11 protein-coding genes are annotated in these 13,261 nt (G+C 71.5%); all 11 read left to right on the top strand.

Annotation, left to right across the window (positions count from 1 at the left end; translation table 11 throughout):
• Positions 1-3: 3 nt before the first annotated feature.
• Positions 4-2,184: a glycogen debranching protein GlgX gene (gene glgX, locus NCI01_RS13025; RefSeq protein WP_254181912.1), complete on the top strand. Its 2,181-nt coding sequence runs from the start codon at positions 4-6 to the stop codon at positions 2,182-2,184.
• A complete protein-coding gene (treY, locus tag NCI01_RS13020) occupies positions 2,181-4,511 on the top strand; it encodes a malto-oligosyltrehalose synthase (RefSeq protein WP_254181911.1) in 2,331 nt (776 codons plus the stop codon). Before glgX ends, treY begins: the two co-directional genes overlap by 4 nt.
• A 1-nt stretch (position 4,512) precedes the next feature.
• Positions 4,513-6,249 carry a malto-oligosyltrehalose trehalohydrolase gene (treZ, locus tag NCI01_RS13015; protein WP_254181910.1) on the top strand — a complete coding sequence of 579 codons (1,737 nt, stop codon included), beginning with the start codon at positions 4,513-4,515 and terminating at the stop codon, positions 6,247-6,249.
• 125 nt (positions 6,250-6,374) lie between these two features.
• Positions 6,375-7,190 (top strand): hypothetical protein, encoded by an 816-nt coding sequence (locus tag NCI01_RS13010; protein WP_254181909.1) that lies wholly within the window; start codon positions 6,375-6,377, stop codon positions 7,188-7,190.
• A 118-nt stretch (positions 7,191-7,308) separates the two neighbouring features.
• Positions 7,309-8,091 carry a hypothetical protein gene (locus NCI01_RS13005; protein ID WP_254181908.1) on the top strand — a complete coding sequence of 261 codons (783 nt, stop codon included), beginning with the start codon at positions 7,309-7,311 and terminating at the stop codon, positions 8,089-8,091.
• Between the two features lie 118 nt (positions 8,092-8,209).
• A complete protein-coding gene (gene prfB / locus NCI01_RS13000) occupies positions 8,210-9,325 on the top strand; it encodes a peptide chain release factor 2 (protein ID WP_254181907.1) in 1,116 nt (371 codons plus the stop codon).
• Between the two features lie 193 nt (positions 9,326-9,518).
• Entirely contained in the window at positions 9,519-9,821 is a 303-nt protein-coding gene (locus NCI01_RS12995) for a hypothetical protein (protein WP_254181906.1), read from the top strand.
• The gene (locus NCI01_RS12990; RefSeq protein WP_254181905.1) at positions 9,821-10,870 is read left to right on the top strand and encodes a hypothetical protein; all 1,050 of its coding nucleotides are present in this window, start codon (positions 9,821-9,823) and stop codon (positions 10,868-10,870) included. The genes NCI01_RS12995 and NCI01_RS12990 overlap by 1 nt, the downstream gene beginning before the upstream one ends.
• A complete protein-coding gene (locus NCI01_RS12985; protein ID WP_254181904.1) occupies positions 10,867-11,391 on the top strand; it encodes a DUF4919 domain-containing protein in 525 nt (174 codons plus the stop codon). Before NCI01_RS12990 ends, NCI01_RS12985 begins: the two co-directional genes overlap by 4 nt.
• Positions 11,384-12,427, top strand: coding sequence for a WD40 repeat domain-containing protein (locus tag NCI01_RS12980; RefSeq protein WP_254181903.1), 1,044 nt, complete (start codon positions 11,384-11,386; stop codon positions 12,425-12,427). The genes NCI01_RS12985 and NCI01_RS12980 overlap by 8 nt, the downstream gene beginning before the upstream one ends.
• Positions 12,428-12,518: 91 nt before the next feature.
• Complete coding sequence (gene ftsE / locus NCI01_RS12975; protein ID WP_254181902.1) at positions 12,519-13,208, top strand: cell division ATP-binding protein FtsE; 690 nt, start codon at positions 12,519-12,521, stop codon at positions 13,206-13,208.
• Positions 13,209-13,261: the final 53 nt, after the last annotated feature.

The following is a 13,261-nucleotide window of genomic DNA, read 5'->3' as shown; positions in this document are numbered from 1 at the left end:
CGCATGACCGAGACCTGGCCCGGCACCGCCTACCCCCTGGGTGCCACCTTCGACGGCACCGGCACGAACTTCGCCCTCTTCAGCGAGGTCGCCGAGCGCGTCGAGCTGTGCCTGTTCGACCCCGACCCGGAGAACCCCGGCTCGTTCACCGAGACCAAGGTCGAGGTCACCGAGGTCGACGCCTACGTCTGGCACTGCTACATCCCGACCGTGCAGCCCGGCCAGCGCTACGGCTACCGCGTCCACGGCCCGTGGGACCCGACGCAGGGCCTGCGCTGCAACCCCAACAAGCTGCTGCTCGACCCCTACGCCAAGGCGACCGCCGGCGAGATCGACTGGGACCAGTCGCTCTTCGCCTACAACTTCGGCGACGAGGACTCCCGCAACGACGACGACTCCGCCGCGCACATGACGCACGGCGTGGTCATCAACCCGTTCTTCGACTGGGAGGGCGACCGCCGCCTCTCGATCCCCTACAACGAGTCCTTCATCTACGAGGCGCACGTCAAGGGTCTGACCCAGCTGCACCCCGACGTGCCGGAGGAGCAGCGCGGCACCTACGCCGGCCTGGCGCACCCGTCGGTGACCGGGCACCTCAAGAAGCTCGGCGTCACCGCCATCGAGCTGATGCCGGTGCACCAGTTCGTGCAGGACTCGACGCTGCTCGACCAGGGCCTGCGCAACTACTGGGGCTACAACACCCTGGCCTTCCTCGCCCCGCACGCCGACTACGCGTCGAGCCAGCAGGGCCAGCAGGTCCAGGAGTTCAAGGCGATGGTCAAGGCCATGCACGCCGCCGGCATCGAGGTCATCCTCGACGTGGTTTACAACCACACCGCCGAGGGCAACCACCTCGGCCCGACGCTGAGCTTCAAGGGCATCGACAACGCGGCCTACTACCGCCTCGTCGAGGACGACCAGCGCTACTACATGGACTACACCGGCACCGGCAACACCCTCAACGTGCGCCACCCGCACTCGGTGCAGCTGATCATGGACTCGCTGCGCTACTGGGTTACCGAGATGCACGTCGACGGCTTCCGCTTCGACCTCGCCGCCACCCTCGCCCGCGAGTTCTACGACGTCGACAAGCTGTCCACCTTCTTCGAGATGGTGCAGCAGGACCCGGTCGTCAGCCAGGTCAAGCTGATCGCCGAGCCGTGGGACATCGGCCCCGGCGGCTACCAGGTCGGCGGCTTCCCCCCGCAGTGGACCGAGTGGAACGGCGCCTACCGCGACACCGTGCGCGACTTCTGGCGTGGTGAGCCGTCGCTGGGCGAGTTCGCCTCGCGGCTGTCCGGCTCCTCCGACCTCTACGAGCACTCCGGGCGCCGGCCGTTCGCCAGCATCAACTTCGTCACCGCCCACGACGGCTTCACGCTGCGCGACCTCGTGTCCTACAACGAGAAGCACAACGAGGCCAACGGCGAGGACAACAACGACGGCGAGAGCCACAACCGCTCGTGGAACCACGGCGTCGAGGGACCGACCGACGACCCCGAGATCCTCGAGGCGCGGGCCCGCGAGCAGCGCAACTTCATCGCGACGCTCCTGCTCAGCCAGGGCGTGCCGATGCTGCTGCACGGCGACGAGCTGAGCCGCACCCAGGACGGCAACAACAACACCTACGCCCAGGACAGCGAGATCAGCTGGGTGCACTGGGACGAGGCCGACAAGCCGCTCATCGAGTTCACCGCGGCCGTGGCCAAGCTGCGCGCCGACCACCCGACCTTCCACCGCAAGCGCTTCTTCACCGGCAACACCGTGCGCACCGGTGACGGCGAGCGCCTCAACGACATCGTCTGGCTCGACCTCGACGGCGAGCCGATGGAGGACGGCGACTGGGAGGGCGGCAAGGCGATCGGGATGTACCTCAACGGCAACGGCATCGCCGGCAAGGACGCCCGCGGCGCCACGATCACCGACGACCACTTCCTCCTCTACTTCAACGCCGACGGCCCGGCGCAGGTGACGCTGCCGCCGGAGGAGTACGCCGCCGCGTGGGACGTCGTGATCGACACCGGCGGCGACGCCGACGCCGGCCCGACCTTCGAGGCCGGGGGGACGTTCGACCTCGGCACGCACAGCCTCGTCGTGCTCCGGGAGCACACTGAGCCCGAGGTCAGCCCGGACCACTCCGTGGCTGCATCGCTCGCGGCGCGCTCGGGTACGGACGTCACGTGACCGACGCACACCGAGCCGACGCTGCCCAGCGACGTACGCCCCACAGCACCTACCGGCTGCAGGTCAGCCCCGACTTCACGTTGTACGACGCCGCGCAGGTGCTGCCCTACCTGCACGACCTCGGCGTGGACTGGGTCTACCTGTCGCCGCTGCTGGCCTCGGAGCCCGGCAGCACCCACGGCTACGACGTCGTCGCCTTCGACCACGTCGACCCCGAGCGGGGCGGCGAGGACGGCCTGGCCGCGCTGTCGGCCGAGGCACGCCGCCTCGGAATGGGCGTGCTGGTCGACATCGTGCCCAACCACGTCGGTGTCGCCACGCCGTCGGAGGACCCGTGGTGGTGGGACGTCCTCAAGCTCGGGCGCGAGTCCGAGCACGCGGCGGCCTTCGACGTCGACTGGGCGGCCGGCGACGGTCGCATCGTCATCCCGGTCATCGGCGACGACGACGAGGGCGCGATCCGCATCGCCCGGTCGAAGAACGGGGAGGGCGAGGTGCGCTACCACGACCAGCGCTTCCCGCTGGCCCCCGGCACCTCGACGCTGGAGGAGCAGCACTACGAGCTGGTCAACTGGCGCGCGGCCGACGAGGACCTCAACTACCGGCGCTTCTTCGCCGTCAACACCCTCGCCGCGGTGCGCGTCGAGGACCCGGAGGTCTTCGCCGAGACGCACGTCGAGGTCAAGCGGTGGTTCGACGAGGGCCTGGTCGACGGCCTGCGCGTGGACCACCCCGACGGCCTGCGCGACCCCAAGCGCTACCTCGACGACCTCGCCGCCCTCACCGGCGGCGCCTACGTGCTGGTCGAGAAGATCCTCGAGCCCGGCGAGCTCCTGCCCACCGACTGGGCGACCGACGGCACCACCGGCTACGACGCGCTCGCCCTCATCGACCGGGTGCTCACCGACCCGGCCGGCGAGGCGCCGCTGACCGCGCTGGAGGACCGGCTCCGCGGAGCGCCCGTGGACTGGGAGCAGATGGTCCACGACAACAAGCGGGCCGTCGCCGACGGCATCCTGCACTCCGAGGTCCGGCGCATCACCCGCGAGGTCGAGCGCGTCCTGCACACCAAGCAGGACGGGGCGGAGGAGGGCACCGACGAGGACGCCGTCGCCGACGCGATCGGCGAGCTCCTCGCCTGCTTCCCGGTCTACCGCTCCTACCTGCCCGAGGGCCGCGACCACCTCGACCAGGCGTTCGCCCGGGCGCGGGAGACGCGCCCCGACCTCGCGACGACGTACGACGTCCTCGAGCCGCTGCTGCACGACGAGTGGAGCCAGCCGGCCCGACGCTTCCAGCAGACCTCGGGCATGGTCATGGCCAAGGGTGTCGAGGACTGCTCGTTCTACCGCTGGTCGCGCCTGACCTCCCTCAACGAGGTCGGCGGCGACCCGTCGATCTTCGCGATCAGCGTCGACGAGTGGCACGAGGCCATGGCCGCGCGCCAGCGCGACTGGCCCGACGCGATGGTCACCCTCTCCACCCACGACACCAAGCGCGGCGAGGACGTCCGCGCCCGCATCACCGTGCTGGCCGAGGAGCCGGGCCACTGGGAGCGGGCGCTCGACGAGCTGCTCCGGCTCGCGCCGGTGCCCGACCCGGCCTTCGGCTCGCTGCTCTGGCAGGCCGTGCTCGGCGCGTGGACGCCCGACCACCTCCCCGACCTGCGTGAGCGCCTGCACGGCTACGCCGAGAAGGCGATGCGCGAGGCCGGCGACCGGACGACGTGGACCGAGCCCGACGAGGACTACGAGTCGCAGGTGCACGCCGCCGTCGACGCCGTCTTCGACGCAGGCGACGTGCGCGCCGTGCTGCTCGACCTCGCGACCCGCATCGACGAGCCGGCCCAGGCCAACTCGCTCGCGGCCAAGCTGCTCGCGATCACGATGCCGGGCGTGCCCGACGTCTACCAGGGCAGCGAGCTGTGGGAGACCTCCCTGGTCGACCCCGACAACCGCCGCCCGGTCGACTTCGACCACCGTGCCGCGGTCCTCGCCGGCACCGCCGAGGACGACGCCGCGACCAAGCTGCACGTCACCTGCACGGCGCTGACCCTGCGCCGCGAGCGACCCGAGCTGTTCACGGCGTACGCCCCGGTGCACGCCACCGGCGCGGCAGCGGGCCACGTGGTCGCCTTCGACCGCGGCGGTGCGATCACCGTCGCCACCCGGCTCCCGGTCGGGCTCGCGGCCGACGGCTGGGGCGACACCGCGCTCGACCTGCCCGAGGGGCGGTGGCACGACGTGCTCACCGGTCTCGACACCGACGGCCGGCTCGCCGAGCTGCTCGCCGTCCACCCCGTCGCCCTACTGGTGAGGAAGGACTGACATGTCTCGGTTGTCGAGAGGGCCGTTCGACGTCTGGGCGCCCCGCCCGGAGCGCGTGCGGTTGAGCGTGGCCGGCGACGTCGTCGAGATGGCGCGCGGCGACGACGGCTGGTGGACGCCCACGGCGCCTGTGCCGACCGACGGTCCGGTCGACTACGGCTACCTCCTCGACGACGACCCCGACCCGCGCCCCGACCCGCGTTCGCGCCGCCAGCCCGGCGGCGTGCATGAGCTGTCGCGGCGCGACCTCACGACGTTCGAGTGGCAGGACGCCGCGTGGACCGGGCGCCAGCTCGCCGGGTCGGTCGTCTACGAGCTGCACGTCGGCACGTTCACCCCGACCGGCACGCTCGACTCCGCCATCGAGCGGCTCGACCACCTCGTCGACCTCGGCGTCGACCTCGTCGAGGTGATGCCGGTCAACGCCTTCAACGGCACCCACAACTGGGGCTACGACGGCGTCGCCTGGTTCGCCGTCGCCGAGCCGTACGGCGGCCCCGACGCCTACAAGCGGTTCGTCGACGCCTGCCATGCCAAGGGTCTCGGGGTCGTGCAGGACGTCGTGCACAACCACCTCGGTCCCTCGGGCAACTACCTCCCGTTGTTCGGTCCCTACCTCAAGGCGGGCCGCAACACCTGGGGCGACCTGGTCAACCTCGACGGCGAGGGCTCGGCCGAGGTGCGCCGCTACATCCTCGACAACGTGCGGATGTGGTTCGAGGACTACCACGTCGACGCGCTGCGCCTCGACGCCGTGCACGCCCTGAGCGACACCTCCGAGGTGCACCTCCTCGAGGAGATGGCCGTCGAGACCGCGGCGCTGTCGGCGCACCTGCGCCGCCCGCTGACGCTGATCGCCGAGTCCGACCTCAACGACACCACGCTCGTGCGCCCGCGCGAGGCCGGCGGCCACGGGCTCGACGCCCAGTGGAGCGACGACTTCCACCACGCCGTCCACGTCGCGCTGAGCGGCGAGACGGCCGGCTACTACGCCGACTTCGAGCCGCTCGAGGCGCTGGCCAAGGTCTGCGAGAAGGGCTTCTTCCACGACGGGACGTTCTCGTCGTTCCGCGACCGCGACCACGGCAAGCCCGTCGACACCGAGCACATGCCGACCTGGCGGCTCGTGGTCGCCAGCCAGAACCACGACCAGATCGGCAACCGCGCGCGCGGCGACCGGCTCGCCGAGCACCTCGACGACGACCAGCTGGCCTGTGCCGCGCTGCTCACCCTGGCCGGCCCCTTCACGCCGATGCTCTTCATGGGGGAGGAGTGGGCGGCGTCCTCGCCGTTCCAGTTCTTCACCTCCCACCCCGAGCCCGAGCTGGGGAAGGCCACCGCCGACGGCCGGATCGCGGAGTTCGAGAAGATGGGCTGGGACCCGGCCGAGGTGCCCGACCCGCAGGACGAGGCCACCTTCCACCGCTCCCGCCTCGACTGGGACGAGCTCACCGAGGGGCGCCACGCCGTGCTCCTCGACTGCTACCGACGGCTGGGCCGGCTGCGTCGTGAGCTGCCCCAGCTCACCGACCCGTCCTTCGGGTCGGTGTCCTGCACCGTCGAGGGGCGGCTGTTCACCATGCGCCGCGGCGACCTGCTCGTCGTCGTCAACGCCGGTGACGAGCCGGCGACGACCGACGTGGGGGAGCGCGAGGTGCTCTTCGAGACCCCTGCGGGAGTCGTCGTACGCGACGGGGTGCTGTCGGTGCCGGCCGGTGCCGGCGCGCTGCTGCGCTGACAGGGCAGCTTCCCGGCAAGCTCGGGCACTTGGACCCATCACGGGCGAGCCCGGAAGACGCAGGCTGAGGGTGAACCCACGCGCGTCACGGACCCGCTGTGGCGCGCACCAGAAGGGAGCCCGTCATGAACCGCATCGCCCGCGTCGCCTGCGCCGCGGCCGCCGCCCTGGCACTGGCGTCACCGACGCTGGTCGCCCCCGCCTCCTCGGCCCCGGACCAGACGGACCAGGGGGCCAGCCAGGCGGCCCAGACCTACAAGGTCACGGCCAGCATCAACACGTCCGAGGCGGTCGCCGGCGAGGACACGGTCCGCGTCAGCGGCAAGGCGAAGCCCAAGGCTGCAGGGCAGAAGGTCGTCCTCCAGCAGCGCCCTGAGGGTTCGAAGCGCTGGCGCAAGTCCGGCACGGCGAAGATCAAGTCGTCCGGCAAGTTCGTGCTCGAGGACGAGCCCAGCCGGCCCGGCGTCCGGTTCTACCGCGTCCTCAAGCCCGCCGCCGACGGCGTCAAGGCCGGCACGAGTCGCGAGCTCCAGCTCGACGTGTGGGGCTGGGAGCAGCTGACGTGGCGCACTCCCGGCGCCAACACGGGCGTCCTCATCGGCGCCGGCACCGAGTTCGGCACCGAGTTCTTCGACGACAGCCTCCTCCTGCAGACGCCGGGCAAGCCCGGTTACGTCGAGTACACGCTCGGCCGGAAGTGCCGCAGCCTGCGGGCGACGTACGCCCTGACCGACGGCTCCGCCACCGGGGCGTCCGGCTTCGTGACGGTCTCGGTGGACGGCGTCGCCAAGGTCACCCACGCCCTGGCCACCGGCACGATCATCGGGGACTACGTCGTCGACGTCACCGGGGCGTTCCGCATCCGGTTCGACATGTCCGGGTCCGCCTCGCCGGCCGGCGCGTCCGCCGTCGGCGACCCCGAGGTGCTCTGCCTGCCCTGATCGTGCGGCCAGAGCACGTGTCGGCGGATCCTCGGGGATCCGCCGACAACTTTCTGCCGGCACGCGACGTCTCCCTCCTGAACGGCCCGCACCCGGGCCCACACGACGGGGACATCACATGAACCGCATCACCGCAATCGCCGCCACCGTGGCCCTCGCCGCCGGCTCGCTGGCGCTCACCGCTCCGACGCAGGCCGCACCCGCCAAGGCCCGGACCTACAAGGTCACCGCCAAGGCCAACATGGACGTCGCCATCGCCAAGGAGGACGTCATCAAGGTCCGCGGTCGCGTCAAGCCGAAGGCTGCCGGCCAGAAGGTCTTCCTCGAGCAGCGCGTGGGGAACAAGAAGAAGTGGGTCCGCACGGGCAACGCGAAGGTCAAGGGCAACGGCACCTACGTCCTCAAGGACAAGCCGACGACTCCTGGCGCGCGTGAGTACCGCGTGCTCAAGCCGGGCAAGGGCGGCATCAAGAAGGGCTACAGCAAGTCCGTGCAGGTGCAGGTCTACCGCTGGGAGAAGCTGATCAACCGCCCGAGCGGCCCGAGCGTGAACCTCGAGCCCGCCGGCGTCCTGATCGGCGCCGAGTACTACGGCCAGAGCCTCGCCACCACCGTGTCGGGCACGCCGTCGTCGATCGAGTACACGCTCGGTCGCAAGTGCACCGACCTGCGTGCGACCTACGCCCTCACCGACAGCTCGGCCACCGGCTCCAGCGGTGCCGCGACGGTGACCGCCGACGGTGCCGTGCTCGCCGTCCACTCGCTCGCCGTCGGCACGGTCGTCGCCGACGAGGTCCTCGACGTCTCCGACGTCTTCCGCCTGAAGTTCGACCTCTCCACCACCGCCACGCCCGCCGCCGTCGCCGCTGTCGCGACGCCGGAGGTGCTCTGCACGCGCTGACGCGCATCCGATCCGCAGCGGCGGGCACGACCGGGGTCACAGGCCCGGGAGTGCCCGCCGTTGCCGTCGTCCGGCCGCTTTCGACACCTCTCGCGCGGGAGCCGTACTGTTGCTCCTTGTGGCAGGCATCGACTTCGACCAAGAGATCAAGCAGCTCCAGGCGACCATGAAGACCATCGGTCAGGTCCTCGACCTCGACAAGATGCGCGGGGAGATCGCCGACCTGGGCGAGCAGGTCGCGGCGCCCGACCTCTGGGACGACCAGGCCAACGCCACCCGGGTGACCGGCCGCCTCTCGGCCCTGCAGGGCGAGCTCGACCGCTTCACCGGTCTCGAGTCCCGCATCGAGGACCTCGGCCTGATGGTCGAGATGGCCCAGGAGGAGGGCGACGCGGACACGCTCGCCGACTCCGAGGCCGAGCTGAGCCGTATCAAGAAGTCCGTCGAGTCGCTCGAGATCCGAACCCTGCTCTCCGGGGAGTACGACGAGCGCGAGGCGATCGTGACCATCCGCTCGGGCGCCGGTGGCGTGGACGCCGCCGACTTCGCGGAGATGCTCATGCGGATGTACACGCGCTGGGCCGAGCAGCACAAGTACGGCGTCGAGGTCTACGACGTGTCCTACGCCGAGGAGGCGGGCATCAAGTCCGCCGAGTTCGCCATCCACGCCCCCTACGCCTACGGCACCCTCTCGGTCGAGGCCGGCACCCACCGCCTCGTGCGGATCAGCCCCTTCGACAACCAGGGGCGTCGCCAGACCTCCTTCGCGGCCGTCGAGGTCGTGCCCGTGCTCGAGCAGACCGACGAGATCGAGGTCGACGAGAACGACATCCGCACCGACGTCTTCCGCTCCGGCGGTCCCGGCGGCCAGTCGGTCAACACCACCGACTCCGCGGTCCGCCTGACCCACATCCCCACCGGCATCGTCGTGTCCTGCCAGAACGAGAAGTCGCAGCTGCAGAACAAGGCCTCGGCGATGGTCGTGCTCAAGGCCAAGCTGCTGGCGAAGAAGAAGGCCGAGGAGGCCGCGCTCAAGAAGGACCTCAAGGGCGACGTCGCCGCCAGCTGGGGCGACCAGATGCGCAACTACGTCCTCAACCCCTACCAGATCGTCAAGGACCTGCGGACCGGTCACGAGTCCGGCAACCCGAGCTCGGTCTTCGACGGCGACCTCGACGACTTCATGGAGGCCGGCATCCGCTGGCGCCGGGGAGCGGAGAAGGTCGACGCCTGACGTCCCTCGGTCACGAGCCTGGCCCGAGGAACTGCGGCGGGGCGACGGCTGGACGGGCGCCAAGGGCGTCGTACGGCCGCAGTTCTCCTGCCGGTGGTGCGCCGCCCGCGTGAGGTCCTGCTGGCCGCCCGGGTTTCGCCCGACGGAACGGGGGTAGACGCCTGTCACTGACACGCTGAGCCCGGGGGGACACATGTCGCAGCTGCAGGTGCAGGTCGCCGCGATGCAGGACGCGGCCAACGCCGCGCAGACCGCCGCGGCCGACGCCAAGGACCACGGGTCGGCCGATGCGCTGACCTGGGCGGCCGGCGGCATCCCGGGGGCGTCGTCGGTCGACCACCTCCGTGAGCTGGGCGACAGCTGGGACGACGAGGTCGCCGCCTGGGTGAGCGCGGCCAACGACTTCGGCGTCGACCTCGCCGCTGCCGGCGAGGACTACCGAGCCGTCGACGAGGCGACCGGTGGCCTCTTCGGCGGCCTGCTGGGCGGTGGCTGATGACCGTCACCTACGGCGACGCCAAGCGCTGGCAGTCCGGACCCCTCGGCACCGCCGGCGACAGCCTGAAGAAGGACCTCGACGCGCTCGAGGGGGCGCGCGACCTGCTCGAGACGCAGGGCGTGCCCGAGGCGTGGACCGGAATCGCCGTGACCTTCGCGGTCGCGCGCCGCACGCTGCTGGTCAAGCAGCTCGACCGCCACATCGACGGCAAGCGCCAGATGCAGCGCGCCCTCTACGACGCCGAGACCATCGTCGCCGAGGTCGAGCGCCTGGTCACCGAGGTCGAGGGGGAGGCGCGCGCCAAGGACTTCTCGATCAGCTCCGACGGCACGGTCAGCGACGTGAGCGACCCGCCGACCTTCGACAACCGCTACGAGGCCGACGAGTGGTCCCGGATCCGCCAGCAGACCGCACAGGGGCTGGCCGACGACGTCTACACCATCCTCGGCCGGGCGGCCGCCGCCGACGCGACCATCGCGGGCGGGGTCCCACCGGGCTACGTGGACTCCTTGGACGACTACGGCGCCGCCAGCCCCGAGGTCGCCGAGCAGTGGGCCACGATGACCGACGCGGAGCGGCGTGCGGCGATCGAGGAGATGATCGAGGAGCAGGCCGCCGAGGCCGGCATCCCCACCCCGACCATCACCTGGGAGCCCGAGACCTGGGACCTGTGGGGCCAGGCGCGCGGCGGCGGCTCGGAGATCGCGCTCAACGAGGGCATCCTCGACGACCCCTTCATCCTCAACACCGTGGCCCACGAGATGCGGCACGCCCGCCAGTTCGAGGCCATCGACGACCAGGATGCCTGGCACTGGCCGTGGCAGGACGACCCGTTCGACATGCACGAGGAGGACGGGATCACCGAGGAGCAGGCCGAGGAGTGGGACGAGAACTTCGACGACTACAAGTCCACCGGCGACGGTGACACCTACGAGGAGTACTTCGAGCAACCGGTCGAGGTCGACGCACGTCGGATCGGCAAGGAAGAGCTCGAGGACATGACCGAGGAAGAGCTCGAGCGGCTCCTCGAGGAGGGACAGCGATGACCGCGACGACCTACGCCGACCTGGTGGACGCCCACCTGGCCGACCCGACCGTCGAGACGCTCGAGCCGCTGCGCGACGCCCTGCGGTCGGCGCCCGGCTTCGACCCCGAGCTGCGGGTGCGCGAGCAGGCCGGCGCCCTCCTGCGCGAGGGCCGCCACGACGACGCGGTGGCCGCGCTGGAGGCGAGCATGCCCGGGTCGCTGATGAGCCCGGCCGTCCACGCGATGCTGGCCACCGCCCTCAGGCGCACCGGCCGCGCCGGGGCCGCCGCCCGGCACGCCCGGCTCGCGCGGGCCGCGCTCGACGGCATCCTGGCCACCGGCGACGGCACCGCCGAGCACCCCTGGTCGGTGCTGCGCATCAGCGACGAGTACGACGTCGTGGACAGCCTCGGCACGCGACCGGTCAGCCAGGGGCTGCTGGTCGACGGGCCGCGCCGCACGGACCGGCTCGAGTGCCAGGACGGGCGCACGTTCCACTTCGACGTCAGCCGGGTCCCCGGTCCCGCGGTCCGTGCCTGAGCCGCGCGTCGTCGCCGCGATCGCGACGTTGCTCGCCCTTGCGGTCGCGGGCTGCTCCGACGACCGGTCCGACGAGCCCTCGACGGGCGGCGCCGGGGGCGGGACGGGCAGCGCGGGCGCCACCGGCGGCAGCGCCGCCTTCGAGCTCGTCGCCACCGACGACCTCTCGGTGAGCCCGGACGGCGACGAGGTGCTGGCCGACTGCTGGAACGGCATCTGCCGCTGGGACGCCGCCGCTGGGACGCTCGACCTCGTCGCGGACCGGGGCACGGTCGCCGTGGCGCCCGACTGGTCGACCGTCGCGACGGTCGACGACGGCACCGTCGTGCTGGAGGACCTCGACTCCGGCGACACGACCGCCGAGCTCACCGGGCTCGCGGACGCCGACGTGACCGACGGCTCACCCGTGACCGCCGTGGCCTACAGCCCCGACGGCGGGCTGGTCGCGGCTGCCGGGCAGGACGAGGAAGGCGACCAGCGGCTGGTGCTGTGGACGGCCGACGGCGACGAGGTGGCCACCCTCGACACCAGCGGCGAGGTGCACCGGATCTCGATCTCGCGCGAGGGCAACCGGATCGCCACCGCGGGCAACGGCCCGGTCGAGGTGCACGACCTCGTCAAGGGCGACACCCTGGAGCTCCCGTCCGGCGGCGGCGGCACCGTCGCCTGGAGCCCGGACGGCGAGCTGCTGCTCGGTGCCGGAGCCGACGGGCAGCCGTCGGTCTGGGACGCCGAGACCTGGGAGCTTGTGGCCGAGCTCCGGGGCACCCGTCTCCACGAGGCGGCGTTCGCGCCCGCAGGGGACACCATCGCGCTCACGTCGGTGGACGAGACCTCCGTGACGCTCTGGGACCCCGCTCGTGACCCCCGCCGGGCGACGCGGCTCGAGGGGCACACGAGCGACCCGGGCGCCGTCGCCTGGTCGCCGGACGGCTCGGTCCTCTACTCCGTGTCGGACGAGGACGGCGTACTCGCGTGGGACGCCGCCACCGGCGAGCGCGCGTCGACGGACTTCGAGCTGCCCGAGGGACGCTAGGCGGTCCGTCCGAACGGCGTCAGGCACCTCACAGGCCACAGCGCCGCCGGGATTCGTCGATCGCGTCCACCCCTCACGTAGCCTCGACGCCGTGATTCGCTTCGAGAAGGTCACCAAGACCTATCCCGGCCACCCCCACCCCGCTCTCGACAACGTCACCGTCGACATCGAGAAGGGGGAGTTCGTCTTCCTCGTGGGCTCCTCGGGATCGGGGAAGTCGACCTTCCTGCGCCTCGTGCTGCGCGAGTACCGGCCGACCACCGGTCGCGTCTACGTCGCCGGCAAGGAGATCAACCGGCTGGCCGGGTGGAAGGTGCCGCGCCTGCGTCGCGACATCGGCACCGTCTTCCAGGACTTCCGGCTGCTGCCCAACAAGACCGTCACCGAGAACGTCGCCTTCGCGCTCCAGGTCATCGGCAAGTCGCGCAAGGAGATCAAGGACGTCGTCCCCGAGACGCTCGAGCTCGTCGGCCTCGGCGGCAAGGGTGACCGGATGCCCGACGAGCTGTCCGGTGGCGAGCAGCAGCGCGTCGCCGTGGCGCGGGCGTTCGTCAACCGGCCGATGATCCTCATCGCCGACGAGCCCACCGGCAACCTCGACCCCACGACCTCGGTCGGGATCATGAAGCTCCTCGACCGGATCAACCGCACCGGCACCACCGTCGTGATGGCCACCCACGACGCCGGCATCGTCGACCAGATGCGCAAGCGCGTCATCGAGCTCGAGAACGGGCACGTCTCGCGCGACCAGGCGCAGGGCGTCTACGGCCACCAGAACTGACACCGGCCCGCCCCCGACCCGGCCCGGCCCAGACCCGATCCGCCTCCCCGAAC

The sequence above is a fragment of the Nocardioides pinisoli genome, from assembly GCF_024199985.1.
GTDB lineage: Bacteria > Actinomycetota > Actinomycetes > Propionibacteriales > Nocardioidaceae > Nocardioides > Nocardioides pinisoli.
This window is presented reverse-complemented; position numbering and strand designations above follow the sequence as displayed.